This is a genomic window from Brevibacterium oceani, assembly GCF_017948325.1.
GTDB classification, from domain to species: Bacteria; Actinomycetota; Actinomycetes; order Actinomycetales; family Brevibacteriaceae; genus Brevibacterium; species Brevibacterium oceani.
The window spans coordinates 1,494,361-1,512,276 of sequence record NZ_CP072846.1 but is presented as its reverse complement, the minus strand read 5'-3'; the positions used below and the strand labels follow the sequence as shown (position 1 = coordinate 1,512,276).

Genomic DNA, 17,916 nt, shown 5'->3' with positions numbered 1-17,916 from the left:
CTAGTCAGTCGGTTCGGCGGTGGGGGCATCGGGGATGGGAACGTTCGCAGGATTCGGAGCGTCCGCCTCGGCGACGGGAGGGACGTCGTCCATGTACGACAGTGCGCGGTCGCCGATCGGGTTGACCCCGGGCCCAGCGGCGAGCGAGTGCCCGACGAGCGCGTGCAGACATTTGATCCGGGTGGGCATCCCACCGGCGGAGTAGTCCTTGATCTCGACCACCTCGGCGAGGCCGGCTGCGGCGCCGATCTCGGAGCGGACATCGAGGTAGGCCCGGTGGGCGGCGGCATAGTCGCTTGCGAGGTCCTCGTCTTCGCCGACTTCGGTCGTCCATTCGGCCATGATGCCCGAGGCCTCCAGACGCGAGCATTCGGCGACGTAGGCGGGGTGGGTGAGGTAGAAGGTCGTCGGGAACGGGGTGCCGTCCTCGAGACGTGGGGCGGTGGCGACGACGAGCGGCTCACCGGCGACGCTGCGGGCGGCGATGCCGACGACGCCGCGGGGAATGCGTCCGAGCTGACCCTGCAGGGTCGCGAAATCCGCCTCGGTGCATTCTGTGATCATCAGTTCTTCTCCACGGTATTGCCGACCTCTTGAATCGACTCCAGCAATTCAAGGTACCAGGCTTGCTTGCGAACCGGCTCATCGGACTTCGAATCCTCGTCGACGGCTTCCTGGTTGGTCACAATGACCGCGTTCTTGCCCTTCTCCACGTAGTACTGATCCGCCCGGGCCTTGCGTTTGATGTAGTCCGGATCCTTGAGATTCTCGTTCTTCTGCTCGAGGCTCTTGACCTCGGATTTCGTGGTCTCGATCTCGTTGTTCAAGGCTGCGATCTGCTGGGCCTGCTTGAGTGCGGAGTTGAGCGGCGAAAGGAAGGCGAAGAGGACGATGGCGATGACGAGGAGAAACATTCCGGTGCGCCAGGACATCCGACGGCCGCGGACCTCGGCGGCCTCATCGGCTTCGACCACGGGTTTCGGGCGTCGACGAGGGGAGGCTTTGCCAGGAGCCGATTTCGGGGCACTTCTTCTGGGCTTGCTCGGGACCATGCTTCTTTCCTCTGCGACTGGGGATCGGGGAAGTGTGTCGCAACATATCCAAGTCTGCCGTGTCGGCATTCCCAGCGCGAGGATTTCGAACCCATGGCGTGTTCGCGTGTTCGCGCGGCGGTCGGCACATGTATCCTCCCGCAACTCACAGCGCATTCCGAGCCCGACCCGGCACCATCACGCACCGGGAGCGGCACTCCCACGCGCCAGCCACATCTCTTACAATCCCCCATGCATCCATCACTGTTAGCGAGAAATCGCTCCGTTCCAACACGGTTTCCTATCGCTTCCGGTGACTGATACCTTCCGCCGCAGCACAGGGCCCACCGACTCACCGCACGCTCTCCTATCCTGCAACACCGCCATCCACAGAGTTATCCACAGATATAGATAGCTCTATTGCGATTTGTGGGCGTTTATTGCATTTTGAATGCATGTACAAACTAATGGATACCAGGGAACTCAACCGACTCGGTTTCAGCCACAATGACATTCGCCGTGCCCGAAAGTGCTGTCTCCGACGGCTGTCGCGAGGTGTCTATCTCGTCAGACATGTCTGCGACCTCGACTCTCATCGACCGTTGTGGGCCAGCATCGCGGAGAGGGTCCACCAGGCATTCGTCGATCACGGCGATGCGCGCGACCGGGTGGAGGAACTCAACGCCGCTGTGATGGCGCGCTATGCTCGGCAAGCCGATCGTCGGACAGACGCGTCGAAGCCGGGCTCCCCGCCCGAGGTCTTCTCTCACATCTCTGCGGCGCTCCTCCACGGCTTGCCGCTCGCCTACCCCGTCACCCACCAGGTCGAAGTCGTCCGCCCGGGCACGAATCGCCGGTTCAAGAGCATCCACGTCCGCGGCAATCACATTCCGTCGAATCACCGGGAGATCACCGGCGCCGCAGAGGTCACCACACTCGAACGCACTCTCATCGATGTCGCCCGCAGCTATCACCTCGACATCTCCGTCGCCATGATCGACGATGCACTCCACCGAGGTCGGACGACGAAAGACAGAATCCTCGCGACCCTCGACCAGTGCCTTGAGAAACGCAATATCAGCAGGGTGAGGCTCGCCATCGACCTCGCCGACTCCCGCCGCGAATCCCCCGCCGAGGCGATCGCCGCGGTCCGCTTCTACCAGCACGGCATCACGGGCTTGGAGCCGCAGATCTCGTTCCGAGCCGAAAGTCTGCACCGCACCATCCGCGTCGACTTCCGTCACGCCCAGGCGCGCCTGATCATTGAGATCGACGGCCTCGGGAAGCTCTATCTCGGCTCGGGCGTGCCTCGCGTCGAGCTCGAAGCCGAGCGACGGCGCGAACAGTGGCTGCGCGATCGCGGCTGGCAAGTCATCCGGATCAGCTGGAAGGAGCTGTTCGAGGAAGCGAAGTTCGAGGAGATCCGTCGCGCGATCCGACGCTCAGCACAGCCGCAGACGGCATGATCGGTCGCCGTTCGCGCCATCTCCTCCCGGTGCAACGGTGCAGTATGTGGCGAACCGGAGGAACTGCGGCGACTGGTGCGAAGCGACGGCAGCGGTGCGGGATGGTCCAACTCCAGCGCAATGAGGCGGCCGCGCGTTCGCGCGAAGGCCGGCGACGCGCCGAGGCGGGGCCCGAGCGATCGATGATGATCACTCAGGCCCCGCCTCGGGGAGGTCCCGCCTCGGGGATTCCGATCTGAGCCGGGCTGCGCCTCAGGCTTCGAAGCGCGGGAACGCCTTGCGTCCCGCGTAGCGGGCGGCGTCACCCAGCTGCTCTTCGATGCGCAGCAGCTGGTTGTACTTCGCGACGCGTTCGGAGCGTGCCGGTGCACCGGCCTTGATCTGGCCGGCGTTCGTGGCCACGGCGAGGTCGGCGATCGTCGTGTCCTCGGTCTCGCCCGATCGGTGCGAGATCATCGTCGTGTACCCGTTCGTCTGTGCCAGGGACACGGCATCGAGAGTCTCGGTGAGGGTGCCGATCTGATTGACCTTGACGAGCAGCGAGTTCGCGGTGGCGTTGTCGATTCCGCGCTGCAGGCGCTCGGGGTTGGTCACGAACAGGTCGTCGCCGACGAGCTGGACCTTCGACCCGATCGTCTCGGTCAGCGTCGCCCAACCGTCCCAGTCGTTCTCGTCGAGGGGGTCCTCGATGGACACGAGCGGGTAGTTCGCGAGCAGCTCCTCGTAGTAAGCGGCCATCTCCTCGGCGGTCTTCTTCCCGCCTTCGAAGTCGTAGACGCCGTCGTTGTAGAACTCGGAGGAGGCCACGTCGAGGGCGACGGCGATGTCCCGTCCGGGGCGATGTCCGGCGATGTCGATGGCTTCGAGGATGAGGTCGAGTGCGGCGGCATTCGAGTCGAGGTTCGGGGCGAATCCGCCCTCATCGCCGAGTCCGGTGGACAGTCCCCGTTCCTTGAGCACGCCCTTGAGCGCGTGGTAGACCTCGACGCTCCACTGCAGCGCCTCGCGGAAGCTGGCCGCACCGATCGGGGCGATCATGAATTCCTGGATGTCGACGTTCGAGTCGGCGTGCGAACCGCCGTTGAGGATGTTCATCATCGGCACCGGCATGACGTGGGCGTTCGGTCCGCCGAGGTAGCGGTAGAGCGGCAGGTCGGCCGAGACTGCGGCCGCGCGGGCCACGGCCAGGGAGGCACCGAGCATCGCATTCGCGCCGATGCGGGACTTGTTGTCGGTCCCGTCGAGCTCGATGAGGGCCTGATCGACCAGACGCTGATCGTCGCTCTCGAGGCCGATGATGGCTTCGTGGATCTCGTCGACGACGGCGTCGACAGCCTGGGTCACACCCTTGCCCAGGTAACGCTCGGGGTCGCCGTCGCGCAGTTCGACGGCTTCGAACTCTCCGGTGGAGGCACCGGAAGGCACGTCGGCACGGCCGACGGACTCATCGGCCAACAGCACTTCCACCTCGACGGTGGGGTTTCCCCGGGAATCCAGGATTTCGCGGGCATTTGCGGCAACGATCTCAGCCACTGATTACTCCTTAGCTATGGGTTTCACATGGGGAACATGCGCCTGCAGGACAGCTTAATGCACCGCGTGGCCGGGCTCACGCCGTGTTCGCCGCCGGCTCGAGCAGGCAGTCGCGCAGCCGCTGCGGCGTCGTCGGGTCCATTCCGTGCGCGAGCAGGTACGCTTCCACTCCCCCGCCGGTGCCGTCTTCATTCGCCGAGGCGGTGCCGACCCCGCCGACGCTGGTGCCTTTTCCCTTCGCCGAGGCGGCCCCATAGTCGGCATCGATCCGATCGAGGAGGTCGTGCATGAGTGCGGGTGGTGCGGCAGTGGCGGTCGCGGCGAGGTTGCGGGAGATTCCCGCATCGGCGAAGTCGCGGGTGATCGAGTCGAGGAATCCGTCGGAGAGGTGGGTGGAGGTGATCGCATACTCATCGACTATCTCGCTGCGGCCCACGCCGAGGAGGTCGAGGACGAACGCTCCCAGCACCCCGGTCCGGTCCTTGCCGGCAGAGCAGTGGAAGACCACGCCGCCGTCGCAGTGCTCAGCGATCGCATCGACGGCGAGCGCCAGGCGGTGGCCGAAATGCGTGATCATGAGGTCATAGATCCGAGCCAGCGAGCGGTCGCTGAGATCGATGCCGGACGCGGCGGCTGCGGCTTTCATCTCATCGACGCTCAGCGGGCGGGCGGGGAAGAAGTGATCGTCGAAGATCGGCAGTTCGATTCGCCTCACGTCGAGACCGTCGACGGCGTCGGGCAGCTTCGACCGCTCACCGATGTCACGCAGGTCGATCACGGTTCGAATGCCCAGCTCCTCGAGATCCGCCCTCGCCCGATCGGTCAGCTGAGCGAGACCGTCGGCGCGGAACACCAGCCCGTGGCGCACCGCCTGGTCACCTGCCCGAGTGGGTGCGCCACCGAGGTCACGGAAGTTGAAGGTGCCTTCGATGTCGAGCCGTTCCAGGCTCATCGCCGCCCATCCTCAGGTTCGTGGGTCGTGGCTGTCACCGAGACGTTCTCCGCGCCGTTGTTCTCAACGTTCTTCTCGGCTTTCTCCTCGGCCTTGATCCGGCGGTATTCGCGTTCGACGTCGTCCAAGTCGGCCATCGCACCTTCGGCATCGTCGCCGAAGGCCAGCGGGTGCCGGCGGATGAGCTTCTCCTGAAGGCCGTCGATGATGGCGCCGAGGCTGTGCCCGTACTCGTGCCCGCTGCTCTCATCGAGCAGCGCGGAATGGAAGAGCACTTGGTAGAACACATCGCCGAGTTCTTCGACGACGGCCGCCCGGTGATCTGCGGTGGGTGTCGTGGTGAAGTCTTCGAGAGCGACGATGAGTTCCTCGGTCTCTTCCCGAGCGTACTTCTCGAGGCTCTGGTGGTCCTGCCGGCTCGACCAGGGACAGCGTCGCCGCAGGGTCGCCATCGCGTCGATCACCGGTTGCAGCCGAGGTTCGACCTGCTCCGCTCCAGTTTCGGCGTGGTCTGCTCCAGTTTCGACCTGGTCTGCTCCCCGTTCGACCGCACTCTGCTCGTCACATTCACCCACGAAATATCCTCCTGTCGGCACGAAAGACCCCCACCGCAGAAACGATGAGGGTCGATTCGTCGGTCACTTCGAGAATTTGTCCTTGACCGATGAGCCGAGGTCCTTGACCGACTCGCCGACATCCTTGGCCTTGGCCTTGAGCTGGTCGGTGGCGCCTTCGGCCTTGAGCTTGTCGTCATCGGTCGCATCGCCGATGGTCTCCTTGGCCCGACCGCCGAGGTCCTCGGCCTTGTTCTCGAACTTGTCGTCAACACCCATGGGGATTCTCCTTAGCAGATAGCTGAGTGATGTGCACTTGCTGCGGATGCCTCCGCGTTTCGCACTCTACGCCACTGCCCTGGCCCGTGGGCCGGTCAGCGATGAACAGTCGGGGAGTTCTCAACCGTTCTTCGCAACTCCGGCCTCGCTGTCCTCCGTGACTTCGGACCCGATGACGGGCACGATCGCGTCGAGGAACTGATGCGCCCACCGCAGGATGTCCGAATCGGTCATCTCCTTGGCATCGAAGCCGGTTCCCGCCATCGGCTTGGGCACGAGCACGGACCGGATCGCCGGTTTGAGCAGCGACTTCGGGTAGAGGCGTTTGAGCCTGACCACCTGGGAGTCTGCGAGTTCGAGCGGACCGAAGCGGATGAAGTTGCCTTGCACGACGATGTCGCTGACTCCGGAGGCCCGGGCGCGAATGCGCAGCCGGGCGACGTCGGCGAGCACTCCGACGGCCTCCGGGTAGGGCCCGTAGCGGTCGACGAGTTCGTCGAGGACTTCCTGCAGTTCGGCTTCGTTCGCCGCGGCCGCGAGCTTCCGGTAGGCCTCGAGGCGCAGTCGCTCGTGATCGACGTAGTCGGCCGGCAGGTGGGCGTCGACGGGCAGCTCGATGCGCATCTCCGCTTCGGGTTCGGTGTCCTCCCCGCGGAACTTCGCCACGGCTTCCCCGACGAGACGGACGTAGAGGTCGAACCCCACTCCTTCGATGTGACCGGACTGCTGACCGCCGAGGAGGTTGCCGGCACCGCGGATCTCGAGGTCCTTCATCGCCACCTGCATGCCCGCGCCCAGTTCGGTATGAGCCGCCAGCGTGGTCAGGCGGTCATGGGCGGTCTCGGTCAGCTGGGTGTCCGGCGGATAGAGGAAGTAGGCGTAGGCGCGTTCGCGTCCGCGGCCGACGCGTCCGCGCAGCTGGTGGAGCTGGGAGAGACCGTACTTGTCGGCGTTGTCGATGATGAGCGTGTTCGCATTCGCGATGTCGATGCCGGTCTCAACGATCGTCGTGCACACGAGCACATCGTATTTCTTCTCCCAGAAGTCGACGATGACCTGCTCGAGCCGCGATTCGTTCATCTTCCCGTGGGCGATGGCGATCCTGGCCTCGGGCACCATCTCGGCGATATGCCCGGCCACTGCCTCGATGTCGCGGACCCGGTTGTGGATGTAGAAGACCTGGCCCTCACGCATCAGCTCACGGCGGATCGCGGCCCTGATCTGCTTGTCCTCGCGTCTGCCGACGTAGGTCAGCACCGGGTGCCGTTCCTCGGGCGGTGTGGCCAGGGTCGACATCTCGCGGATGCCGGTCACCGCCATCTCCAGAGTGCGCGGGATCGGGGTCGCCGACATCGCGAGCACATCGACGTTCGTCCGCAGCGCCTTGAGCGTCTCCTTGTGTTCGACGCCGAAGCGCTGCTCCTCGTCGATGATGACCAGTCCGAGGTCCTTGAACCTCACCTCACCGCTGAGGAGGCGGTGGGTGCCGATGACGAGGTCGAGCTTCCCAGCGGCGAGATCCTCCTTGACCTTCTCGGATTCCTGCTTGGTCCGAAACCGCGACAGTGCTCCGAGGGTGACGGGGAATCCCGAATACCTCTCGGCGAAGGTCTCATAGTGCTGCTGCACGAGCAGGGTCGTCGGCACGAGCACGGCGACCTGTTTGCCCTCCTGGATCGCTTTGAACGCGGCACGCACCGCGATCTCTGTCTTGCCGTAGCCCACATCGCCGCAGATCAGACGGTCCATCGGCACCGTCTTCTCCATGTCGGACTTGACCTCGTCGATGGTCGTGAGCTGGTCAGCGGTCTCGACATAGTGGAATGCGTCTTCGAGTTCGCGCTGCCAGGGGGTGTCGGGACCGTAGGCATGGCCGACGGTGGCCTGCCTGGCCGAGTAGAGACGGATGAGTTCTCCGGCGATCTCCTTGACGGCTTTGCGGGCCTTCGCCTTCGTCGTCTGCCAGTCGGCGCCGCCCATCTTGTTGAGGTTCGGGCTCTCCCCGCCGACGTAGCGGGTGACCTGGTCGAGGGCATCGCTGGGCACGTAGAGACGGTCTCCGGGCTGGCCGCGTTTGGCCGGGGCGTACTCGATGATGAGGTATTCGCGGGTGTGCTTGTTCGCACCCCTGCCCGTGGTCCGCTGCGTCATCTCGACGAACCGGCCCACGCCGTGCTGATCATGGACGACGTAGTCGCCCGGGGTCAGGTTGAGCGGGTCGACCTGATTGCGTCGGCGTCGGGTGGGCAGGCGTCGCATATCCCGCGTCGAGGTGGCCGCCGCACGCCCGAGGACGTCGGCCTCGGTGAGCACGGCGAGCCTGAGATCGTCGAAGACGAAGCCGCCGAACGAGGTCGCCGTGGTCACGGTGACGAGGGCCTCGGGCAGGTCGGTGGGATCCTCGACGAAGCTGGCAGGCACTCCGGCCTCGGAGAACACCTCGACCATCCGTTTGCCCGGCCCCGGTCCTTCGGTGAGCACGAGGATGCGCCACTTGTCATGGACGAGACCTTTGACGTCGGCGAGGATCGCCTCGACATCGCCGGCGTAGCCCTTCGGCGTCCGGGCGGGGACTGAGAAGATGTTCTCCTCCGGGCCCGCCAGCTCCTCATCGTGGGCGAAGCCGCCGATCTCCCACCACGGCAGGCCGATGAGGCGAGCGCCTTCGGCCATCTCGGCGACGGTGCGGAAGGTCGCTGCCGACAGGTCGATCGGCGATTCTCCCCCGGCGGCGGCACCGACCCAGGCGGCCTCGAGGAATTCGTTCGTCGTCTCCACGAGATCGGCGGCGCGGGCCTCGACGCGTTCGGGCTCGGTGATGATGATCTTCGACTCGGGCGGCAGCAGCGCGATGATCGGCTCCATTCCGTCGGCGAGGACGGCTGAGAGGGATTCCATGCCTTCGACGGCGACTCCCCCGGCGATCTTCTCGAGCATGTCTGCCGCGCTCGGCACGGTCTCAGCGAGTTCACGCGCACGGGCGCGGACCGAGTCGGTCAGGAGCAGTTCGCGGCACGGAGGCGCAGAGAGGTGCAGAGGCTCGTCTCCGTCTTCGGCGGGGATCGACCGTTGATCGCTGACGGAGAACTCGCGGATCTCATCGACCTCATCGCCGAAGAACTCCACACGCAGCGCCCGCTCGGCCGTGGCCGGGAAGATGTCGACGATGCCGCCGCGGACGGCGAATTCACCGCGCCGGGAGACCATGTCGACGCGCGAATAGGCGAGTTCGGTCAGCTTCTGCGACAGATCGTCGATCTCGCATTCGTCTCCGACGGAGAGTTCGACCGGTTCGATGTCGCCGAGTCCCTTGGCCAGCGGCTGGAGGAAGGCGCGGACGGGGGCAATGACGAAGGTCAGTTCCTTACCGGGACTCGGGTGGGTCAGGCGGCGGAGCACCTCGAGACGTTGGCCGACGGTGTCCGAGCGCGGGGACAGCTTCTCATGCGGCAGCGTCTCCCAGCTGGGGAAGACCGCGATCGATGCGGCCGGAACCCAGTCCGCGAGCGCCTCGGCGAGGTCTTCTGCCTCACGCGTGGTGGCCGTGACGATGAGCTGCGGTGCACCAGCCGTGGCCACCGTCCGGCGCAGGATCGAGGGCCACAGCCCCTTGATCGCGTCGATCGTCCCACCGCTCGTGCTCGGGTCGTTGAAGGCACCGACGAGTTCGGTGATGGTGGGATTCTGGCGTGTGAGATCGAGTCCGTTGAGCACCCGAACATTCTAGGCCACCGGACGGACACGGCCCAGCCTGTGCGGGGTCGAGCGAAACCGGTCGAAACGTGTGAGGATGGGCATATGGCGAAGATGAGAACTGTCCTTGCAGGTCTGGCTGCCACGGCTCTCCTGCTCGCGGGCTGTACGAACGATGCCGATGACGACATCGAGGTCGCCGAACGGTGGGACTTCCACTCTCGCCCCGATCTCGGACCGCCGAAGGTCGACATCGACTCCGGTGCATTCCCCGACGACGGGGGTCTCAAGACGTTCCTCGCCCCGAAGGGCCAGACGCAGACCGACGAGAAGTCATGGGTCGGGGGCCTCATCCTCGACGCGGACGGTGAGCCCGTGTGGATCCGAGAGAACGTGGGCACCCTGTGGGACCTGCGGGTTCAGCAGTATCAGGGCGAACCGGTGCTCACGTGGTGGGAGGGCCTGGCCGAGACCCCGCACACCGCCGGAGAGGTCGTCGTCCTTGACACCTCGTATCAGGAGATCGCGCGGGTCGGCATGGGCGGGGATCTGCCCAAGGACACCTCCGACCTGCACGAGACGACGATCACCGACGACGACACCATGTTCCTGCTCTCCTATGTCAAGAAGCAGACGGATCTGTCCTCGGTCGGCGGTGACGCCGACGGCTGGGTCTGGGAGGGCGTGGTCCAGGAGGTCGACATCGCCAGTGGTGAGCCGCTCGTCGAATGGCATTCCCTCGACGACGTCCCCGTCGACGAGTCCGAAGCCGAGCTCAAGGACGGGGAGGGGACGAAGGACGAACCCTACGACTACATCCACCTCAATTCCGTCAGCGAGGACGACGGCGGGGATTCGCTGCTCGTCTCGGCCCGCAACACGCATGCGGTCTACCAGCTCGATCGGACGACCGCGGACCTCCATTGGGTCCTCGGCGGCAAGGCCTCGGACTTCGAGATGGGAGAGGGGGCGACCTTCGCCTGGCAGCACGACGCCCACCGGCGTGCGGACGGGACGATCACGCTGTTCGACAATCATGCCGCGCCCCGCCTCGGCGATACCCGCGGTCTGCGTCTCGACGTCGATGAGAAGGACAGGACCGCCGAGGTGGTCACCGAATATTCCGCCCCCGACGATCGGTCGTCGGGCAGTCAGGGCAACCTGCAGGAGCTCGACAACGGCAACGTCGTCGTCGGATGGGGGTCGGAGCCGTTCGTCTCCGAATTCTCCAAGGACGGGAAGCTGCTGAGCGACCTCACCTTCACCGGCGGATCGAACTACCGGGCCTATCGCTTCGACTGGCATGCCCGGCCGACCGCACCGCCGATCGCAACGAAGTCCGAGCCGCAGGCCGGCGTCACCCGCATCCACATGAGCTGGAACGGAGCCACCGAGGTCGCGTCCTGGCGGGTGCTCAGCGGAGAGGACGACGACCACCTGGCTGAGAACACCGAGGTGGAGCGCGCAGGGTTCGAAACCGCGGCCGACATCACCCCGAACGGGCCGGCGATCGTCGTCGAGGCCCTCGATGCGAACGGCGACCCCCTCGGATCGACGCGGGCGGTCAAGCGCGAGAGCTGAGGCCCGCTCGCCCGGCTGAGACAGTCCGGTGTGCCGGGTGCACGCTGGCGAACATTGCGGGGTGATAACGGGGCTAACGGAACGATCACGATTGCCCGGCCGCCGCGGATATTCGGGGTTCTCCAATCTTCATCGCCCACAATTGGACCATGAGCTCCAACCACTCCCCCCGTTTCTCCGACGAGGAGTCACGAATCCTCTTCGGGTCCGATTCCTCCGCCGGGTCGCCCCACTCCGGCCGCTCGGCGAATCCACCGGTCGCCCATCTGAATACGAGCGTCGACCGCGACCATCATCTCTCGCGCTTCGTCCCGGTGCTCGTGCTGCTGGCGGTCATGTGGGTCGTCGAGATCGTCGACACGCTCCTGCCGATCGACCTCGATCGGTTCAGCCTCGAGTCGTGGCACCCTCTCTCGCTCTACGGCCTGGTCACCTCGCCGCTGCTGCATTCGGGCTTCGGCCACCTCCTGGCCAACACGTTCCCGTTCCTCGTCCTCGGAATCGTCATCGCTGTCGAAGGCTCCCGACGGTTCTGGCAGGTCACGGCCATCACCGCTCTGGCCTCCGGGCTCGGAGCATGGCTGACGACCCTGCCGGGACACCACATCGTCGGTGCCTCGGGCATCGTGTTCGGATTCTTCGGCTATCTGGCCGTGCGCACCTGGTTCACCGATGACGTGCTGCGCAAGATCGTCTACTTCGTCATCGGGTTCTTCATCTTCGTCACCTACGGTGCGTCGATGATCTTCGGAATGCTCCCGCAGGCCAACGACATCTCCTGGCAGGGGCACCTCTTCGGCCTCGCCGGCGGCGTCTTCGCCGCATGGCTGCTCCACCGCCGGCGTGCGGGGGCGGAACAGAAGAGCTGAGGCGGCGCCCAACAGCTGAGTCCGCGCAGACGAGCTGAGGCTGGGTCGCTCAGCGTGAGTGGAACTTCTGCTGCGCCGTGTCCAATCCCTCATTGATGAGGAGTTCGACGGAGTCGGCAAGGTCGGCGATGAAGATCGGCAGCGTCTCCCGCTCGGCCTTCGCGAACGGGCGGAGCACATAGTCCGCAGTATCCTGCCGACCCGGAGGCCGTCCGACACCGGCACGAACCCGCAGATAGCTCTTCGTGCCCAGCACGGAGGTCATGGACCGCAGACCGTTGTGTCCGCCCTCTCCCCCGCCGAGCTTGATCTTGATGGTGTCGAAGGGGATGTCCACGTCGTCGTGGACAGCGATGATCCGATCTGTCGGAATGCCGTAGAAGTCGGCGAGCTGGCGCACGGGCCCGCCGGATTCGTTCATATACCCGGTCGAGGTTCCCAGCACCACCCGGGGCCCGGGCACACCCGGCACGCTGCCGGTGGGCAGTCGCCCGGTGCCGACGTTCGTGCGCAGCTTCGTCCGGGTCAGCGTCGTCCCGATACGAGAAGCGAGCTCGGCCACGACCATCTGCCCGATGTTGTGACGGGTCGATTCGTACTTCGGTCCCGGATTGCCCAAGCCGAATACCAACCATGCCTCGTTCGTCAATGCCGCTCTCTCCCCTGGTGTCTGCCGCCCGGGTGCCTCACCGCTCTCGTGCCGAGCCGGCTCCCGGTGCCCGGATGCTGCCCGACGGAGACGACTTCGGTGGGCCGCCGCAGGGACGACCCACCGAAATCATTCATCAGTCGATGCTCGTCACGACGCCGCTCGGCATCGTGACGATGAGGAATCACTCCTCGTCGGAGCCCTCTTCCTCGGTCGACTCCTCGGCGCCGGACTCTTCGTCGGTCGACTCTGCCTCGGTGGCTTCTTCCTCGGCGTCGGACTCGGTGTCCATCTCGGCCTCTTCCGAGACGTTGACGATGAGCAGCTCTTCGTCGGCGACGAGTTCGACACCGGCGGGCAGCTCGACCTGACCGGCGAGCACGTGCTCGCCTGCCGGGCGGCCTTCGACGCTGACCTCGATGAGCTCGGGCAGCTTGGTCGCATCAGCCTTGACGGCGATGGTCGACTCCTCCTGCGAGACCATGGTCCCGGGAGCGGCCTCTCCGACGATGTGGACGGGCACGTCGACCTCGATCTTCTCACCGCGCTTGACGATGATGAGGTCGAGGTGCTCGATCTCACGGCGAACGGGCTCGACCTGGACGTCGCGGGCGATGGCCAGGACGTTCTTCGAACCGTCGGTGCTCTCGATCTCGAGCAGCGCGTTGGCGTGCTTGAGTGCCATCATGGTGGCGTGGCCTTCGAGCGAGATGTGGACGGGATCGCCGCCGTGTCCGTAGACGACGGCGGGGATGCGGCCCGCACGACGGATGCGGCGCGCTGCGCCCTTGCCGAACTCATTGCGAGCTTCGGCCAGAAGTTTGAAGTCAGCCATTTTCTCTCCTTCGTGGTGAACTTATCTTCAAGCACCACGGCGAAACAGCCTGGATCCGCTGCGAACTGTGACCAGGCGAACCGGGTGGGTTCGTGCAGTTCGTGGGACGTCGGCCGCGTCGATCACGGAGACAGAAGTCTCCCTCGCCGAGGCAACCCCACTAGTCTACGGCACTGTCCGCGGCCGCACCAAGTCGGCCGACGACGGCATCGGCGCACGCGTCGATGCCGGTCTCGGTGAGCAGGATGTCGTAATGGTTCGTGCCCTGCACATCGATGACGGACAGCCGCGGCCACCGCTTCGCGTAGTCGTCGACGAGCTCGGGTGGATAGAGTCCGGGTTCGGCGGCGACGAGGTCGCGTTCGGCGAAGAGGAACACGACCTCGCCCTGCCGGTCCTCATCCCCCATCACCGTTGCCAGCGCATCGGCGTAGGCGGAGCCTGTGTACATATCGGCCGAATCGGACTGCATCGCCTCGATCGAGGTGGAGGGTTGGAACGAATGGTCGTCCTTGGCCGCAAGATCGTAGACGAAGCTCTCGGTGGCCACGGTGTCGAGGCCGTCGACGAAGGCCGGGTGGGCGGCGAAGAACGCGAGGTACTCCTCGACGGTGGAAAAGCTCATCGACAGTCGTTCGGCGGCGGGTCCGAGCACGGCGGCGATGAGATCGTCGGTGTCGAGGTCATCGTCGTTGAGGTCGTCGACGGGCTCACCGCCGGTCGGCTGGCCCACGGGCAGCGGGAGCCCGCCGTCGATGAGCACGGGTCCGCGGAAGCGTCGGGCCGCCTCGGTGCCGGAGTCATCCTCGTCAGGCATGGCCGCCAGGGTCATCGCGACGAACCCGCCCATCGAATGCCCGACGAGCACCACCGGCCCCTCGGGGGCGAAGGCGTCGATCGCGGCGCGGACGTCACGGGCATGGGCGGCCATTCCGTACGGTCCCGGCAGGGTCCGGGAATCGGCGCGACCACGCAGGTCGGGGCCGATGACGCGGACCTCGGGCAGGGCGGAGACGAGGCCGGCGAAGAACAGATGGTTCGAGGTGATGCCGTGGATGACGCAGACCGTGGGCACATGTCCGGGCCCGGCGGCCACGGGTTCCCATACCCCCACGGACAGCTGACCACCGTCCACGTCGACCCGGTACCGGTTGTAATCGTGTGACGACATCGTCGCGGTTCCCTTCGTCGCTTCCTCCCAGTGTAGATCGAAGACGGCTCGGAGACGACGGAACCCCGAGTCGATGATCGACTCGGGGTTCGTCGGGAGTGCCGCGGTCGGCCGCGGTATCCGTGCCGGGCTGCGTTGTCCTCGCAGGTCTGCGTTGTCCTCGCACGCCTGCGTTGTCCTCGCAGGTCTGCGGCGGGAGGTTCTCGGTTCAGACCTCGAAGAGGCTCGTGACCGATCCGTCTTCGAACACCTCGTGGACGGCTCGGGCGATGAGCGGGGCGATCGAGAGGATGGTGAGCTTGTCGAAGGTCTTGTCCTCGCTCAGCGGCAGGGTGTTGGTGACGATGACTTCCTGCGCCACGGAGTTCGACAGGCGTTCGACGGCCGGGCCGGAGAACACCGCATGCGTGGACACGACGATGACTCCGGTGGCGCCGGCGGCCATGCACGCATCGGCGGCCTGAACGATGGTGCCGCCGGTGTCGATCATGTCGTCGACGAGCACACAGGTGCGACCCTCGACCTCACCGACGACGCGGTTGGCCTTGGTCTCGTTCGGACGCGTGATGTCACGGGTCTTGTGGATGAACGCCAGGGGCACTCCGCCCAATGCGTTCGACCAGTTCTCGGCGACCTTGATGCGGCCGGCATCGGGCGAGACCACGGCGAGGTCGCCGGGGTACTTGTCCTTGACGTAGCCGGCGAGGATCGGCATGGCGATGAGGTGGTCGACGGGGCCGTCGAAGTATCCCTGGATCTGCGCGGTGTGCAGGTCGACGGTGATGATGCGGTCGGCGCCGGCGGTCTTGTAGAGGTCGGCGACGAGGCGAGCGGAGATGGGTTCGCGTCCGCGGTGCTTCTTGTCCTGGCGGGCGTATGGGAAGAATGGTGCGATGACGGTGATCCGCTTGGCCGAGGCGCGCTTGAGGGCGTCGACCATGATCAGCTGCTCCATCAGCCATTCGTTGATGGGCGCGCAGTGGGACTGGAGGACGAAGACGTCGCTGCCGCGGACCGACTCGGAGTACCGGACGTAGATCTCGCCGTTGGCGAAGTTGTAGATGTCGGTGGGGAGGAGTTCGGTCCCCAGGTTCTCCGCGACTTGTTCGGCGAGTTCGGGATTCGCCCGGCCGCTGACCAGGACGAGCTTCTTGTCGCCGGCCGTCGTTATCTCATTCACTGATCCGGTTCCCCTTCGGATGCGTTTTCGGCCGCCTGCGCTGCAGACGTGCCGGGACGATTGGTTTGGACCCAGCCCTCCAGGTTGCGCTGTGGGGCCACCGAGATGGCCAACGCTCCTGCAGGGACATCCTTGCGCACCGTCGTGCTCGCACCCGAGTAGGCGCCGTCGCCCACCGTGACAGGGGCGACATACATATTGTCCGAGCCCATGCGTGCGTGTTTGCCGATGACGGTGCGGTGCTTGTTGACGCCGTCGTAGTTGACGAACACCGAGGCGGCTCCGATGTTCGTACCCTCGCCGATCTCGGCGTCGCCGACGTAGGACAGGTGGGGGACCTTCGCTCCCTTGCCGATGTCGGCGTTCTTCGTCTCGACGAAGGTGCCGATCTTTCCACCTTCGCCGAGGCTGGTCCCCGGTCGCAGGTAGGCGAACGGTCCGACGTTGGCGTCGGGCCCGATCTGGGCGAGTTCACCGTGGGTGCGCACGACGTGGGCACCTGCGCCCACCTCGGTGTCCTTGAGGGTGGTGTCGGGTCCGATCACGGCGGAAGCGGCGATGTCGGTGGCGCCGAGCAGCTGGGTGCCGGGCAGGATGGTGACGTCCTGGCCGATCGAGACGTCGACGTCGATCCAGGTGGTGTCGGGGTCGATGACGGAGACGCCGGCGCGCATGAACTTCTCGCACTGACGGCGGTTGAGCTCCTTGCCCAGCTGCGCCAGCTGGACTCGGTCGTTCGCGCCTTCGACCTGCCACAGATCGTCGGTGGCGGTGGCGGCAACGGGGCGGCCGGCCTCGCGGGAGTGGCCGATGACGTCGGTGAGGTACTTCTCTCCCTGCGCGTTGTCGGTCGTCAGGGAGGCCAGGCCCTCCTTGAGAGCGGAGGCGTCGAAGGCGTAGATGCCGGAGTTGATCTCGCTGATGGCCCGTTCGGTCTCGTCGGCGTCCTTCTGCTCGACGATGCGCAGCAGGGATCCGTTCGCGTCGCGGACGATGCGACCGTACCCGCTGGGGTCGTCCACCTCGGCGGACAGGACGGTCACGGCGTTCGACGCGGATTCATGGACCGCGACGAGGCCGTTGATGGTCTCGGTGGTCAGCAGCGGAACGTCGCCGTAGGTGACGACGATGGTGCCGGTGAGATCCTCGGGGAGCTGGGTGAGCGCACATTCGGTGGCCCGGCCGGTGCCGGGAACCTCATCCTGATCGGCGATGAGCAGGGTGCGCTGGGAGGCCAGGGGCAGGGAGTCGAGATGGGCGACGAGCTGGTCGCGTTCGTGACGGACCACGACGACGAGGTGCTCGGGCGAGGTGCCGGCCGCGGCGGACACGGCATGGTGGAGCAGGGAGCGCCCTCCGATGGGATGCATCACCTTGGGAAGCGCCGACTTCATACGGGTTCCCTGGCCGGCGGCCAGTACGATGACGGCGGTCGGTGAAGTCTGCGACATAGTTGAATCCTTCGCAAGTCGGATTGGGCCAGCTCCGCCCATAGGATTCGAACCTATACTGCACGGCTCCAAAGGCCGGCGTGCTGCCATTACACCAGGGCGGAACAGCGTGACCAGTTCAGGGGCCCGCGCTCACGAGACACCATCATGCCACTACGATGAACGCTATGGAAATTCTACGCGAGATTCTACTGACCCTGCATCTGGTCGGAATGGCGATCATCGTCGGCGGCTATTTCACGGTCATCCGCTCACCGAAAGTGGTGCCCGGAATGCTCCATGCGGCCTATCTGCAGCTCATCACGGGACTGCTGCTCATGGGTCTGGCAGAGGTGGGCGACGGGGACGTCAACCACATGAAGCTCGGGATCAAACTAGTCGTAGCGATCCTCGTCACCGTCTTCGCTTTCATCGGCAATAAGAAGGAGAAGGCCTTCGCCGCATCGGCCCCCGCCGAGGGAGGTGTGGCCACGGCTGTGAAGAGCCCCTCGGCCACGCTGGCGCATCTGACGTTCGCCTTCGCGGTCCTCAACGTCCTCATAGCCGTCTTCATCCACTGATTGCTACCTGACGGCGGCCCAGCAACTTCGCGCGGGGTTGCTGGGCCGCCGTCAGGTAGCAAATGGGGTGGGGAGGACGGCGGGATCGTGTCGTGTCAGAGGCTGACGGTAT

16 protein-coding genes and 1 tRNA gene are annotated in these 17,916 nt (G+C 65.6%); 4 read left to right on the top strand and 13 right to left on the bottom strand.

What is annotated here, in order from left to right; translation table 11 throughout:
• Positions 1 to 564: a DUF501 domain-containing protein gene (locus J9314_RS06625; RefSeq protein WP_210605026.1), complete on the bottom strand. Its 564-nt coding sequence runs from the start codon at positions 562 to 564 to the stop codon at positions 1 to 3.
• Complete coding sequence (locus tag J9314_RS06620; RefSeq protein ID WP_210605025.1) at positions 564 to 1,052, bottom strand: FtsB family cell division protein; 489 nt, start codon at positions 1,050 to 1,052, stop codon at positions 564 to 566. The genes J9314_RS06625 and J9314_RS06620 overlap by 1 nt, the downstream gene beginning before the upstream one ends.
• 581 nt (positions 1,053 to 1,633) lie before the next feature.
• Here J9314_RS06620 and J9314_RS06615 point away from each other — a divergent pair.
• Positions 1,634 to 2,497 (top strand): DUF559 domain-containing protein, encoded by an 864-nt coding sequence (locus J9314_RS06615; protein WP_246490646.1) that lies wholly within the window; start codon positions 1,634 to 1,636, stop codon positions 2,495 to 2,497.
• Between the two features lie 252 nt (positions 2,498 to 2,749).
• On the opposite strand, the gene eno is transcribed toward J9314_RS06615, so the two are convergent.
• From eno to mfd, 5 genes are all read right to left on the bottom strand, one after another.
• Positions 2,750 to 4,030 (bottom strand): phosphopyruvate hydratase, encoded by a 1,281-nt coding sequence (gene eno / locus J9314_RS06610; RefSeq protein ID WP_210605023.1) that lies wholly within the window; start codon positions 4,028 to 4,030, stop codon positions 2,750 to 2,752.
• Between the two features lie 76 nt (positions 4,031 to 4,106).
• The gene (locus tag J9314_RS06605; protein ID WP_210605022.1) at positions 4,107 to 4,982 is read right to left on the bottom strand and encodes a tyrosine-protein phosphatase; all 876 of its coding nucleotides are present in this window, start codon (positions 4,980 to 4,982) and stop codon (positions 4,107 to 4,109) included.
• Positions 4,979 to 5,557, bottom strand: a complete 579-nt coding sequence (locus tag J9314_RS06600; protein ID WP_246490645.1) for a MazG nucleotide pyrophosphohydrolase domain-containing protein — start codon at positions 5,555 to 5,557, stop codon at positions 4,979 to 4,981. Before J9314_RS06600 ends, J9314_RS06605 begins: the two co-directional genes overlap by 4 nt.
• 63 nt (positions 5,558 to 5,620) lie before the next feature.
• Positions 5,621 to 5,815, bottom strand: coding sequence for a CsbD family protein (locus tag J9314_RS06595; protein ID WP_181275495.1), 195 nt, complete (start codon positions 5,813 to 5,815; stop codon positions 5,621 to 5,623).
• 120 nt (positions 5,816 to 5,935) lie between these two features.
• Entirely contained in the window at positions 5,936 to 9,529 is a 3,594-nt protein-coding gene (gene mfd, locus J9314_RS06590; RefSeq protein WP_210605021.1) for a transcription-repair coupling factor, read from the bottom strand.
• Positions 9,530 to 9,613: 84 nt separating this feature from the next.
• Between mfd and J9314_RS06585 the strand changes: the two genes are divergently transcribed.
• A complete protein-coding gene (locus J9314_RS06585) occupies positions 9,614 to 11,089 on the top strand; it encodes an arylsulfotransferase family protein (protein WP_210605020.1) in 1,476 nt (491 codons plus the stop codon).
• Between the two features lie 149 nt (positions 11,090 to 11,238).
• The gene (locus J9314_RS06580) at positions 11,239 to 11,958 is read left to right on the top strand and encodes a rhomboid family intramembrane serine protease (RefSeq protein WP_210605019.1); all 720 of its coding nucleotides are present in this window, start codon (positions 11,239 to 11,241) and stop codon (positions 11,956 to 11,958) included.
• A 49-nt stretch (positions 11,959 to 12,007) separates the two neighbouring features.
• Here the strand turns inward: J9314_RS06580 and pth are convergent, their stop codons facing one another.
• The 6 genes from pth to J9314_RS06550 all read right to left on the bottom strand — a co-directional run bounded on the left by pth (position 12,008) and on the right by J9314_RS06550 (position 17,348).
• The gene (gene pth / locus J9314_RS06575) at positions 12,008 to 12,607 is read right to left on the bottom strand and encodes an aminoacyl-tRNA hydrolase (protein ID WP_210605018.1); all 600 of its coding nucleotides are present in this window, start codon (positions 12,605 to 12,607) and stop codon (positions 12,008 to 12,010) included.
• 184 nt (positions 12,608 to 12,791) lie between these two features.
• On the bottom strand, positions 12,792 to 13,442 hold the full coding sequence (locus J9314_RS06570) for a 50S ribosomal protein L25/general stress protein Ctc (protein WP_210605017.1): 651 nt from the start codon (positions 13,440 to 13,442) through the stop codon (positions 12,792 to 12,794).
• A 160-nt stretch (positions 13,443 to 13,602) separates the two neighbouring features.
• Positions 13,603 to 14,613 (bottom strand): alpha/beta hydrolase, encoded by a 1,011-nt coding sequence (locus tag J9314_RS06565; RefSeq protein WP_210605016.1) that lies wholly within the window; start codon positions 14,611 to 14,613, stop codon positions 13,603 to 13,605.
• Between the two features lie 208 nt (positions 14,614 to 14,821).
• Complete coding sequence (locus J9314_RS06560; RefSeq protein ID WP_181275488.1) at positions 14,822 to 15,793, bottom strand: ribose-phosphate diphosphokinase; 972 nt, start codon at positions 15,791 to 15,793, stop codon at positions 14,822 to 14,824.
• Positions 15,790 to 17,244 (bottom strand): bifunctional UDP-N-acetylglucosamine diphosphorylase/glucosamine-1-phosphate N-acetyltransferase GlmU, encoded by a 1,455-nt coding sequence (glmU, locus tag J9314_RS06555; protein WP_181275487.1) that lies wholly within the window; start codon positions 17,242 to 17,244, stop codon positions 15,790 to 15,792. Before glmU ends, J9314_RS06560 begins: the two co-directional genes overlap by 4 nt.
• A gap of 32 nt (positions 17,245 to 17,276) precedes the next feature.
• Positions 17,277 to 17,348, bottom strand: a tRNA-Gln gene (locus tag J9314_RS06550).
• A 63-nt stretch (positions 17,349 to 17,411) separates the two neighbouring features.
• Here J9314_RS06550 and J9314_RS06545 point away from each other — a divergent pair.
• Positions 17,412 to 17,804, top strand: coding sequence for a hypothetical protein (locus tag J9314_RS06545; RefSeq protein ID WP_210605015.1), 393 nt, complete (start codon positions 17,412 to 17,414; stop codon positions 17,802 to 17,804).
• The last annotated feature ends 112 nt before the right edge of the window (positions 17,805 to 17,916 follow it).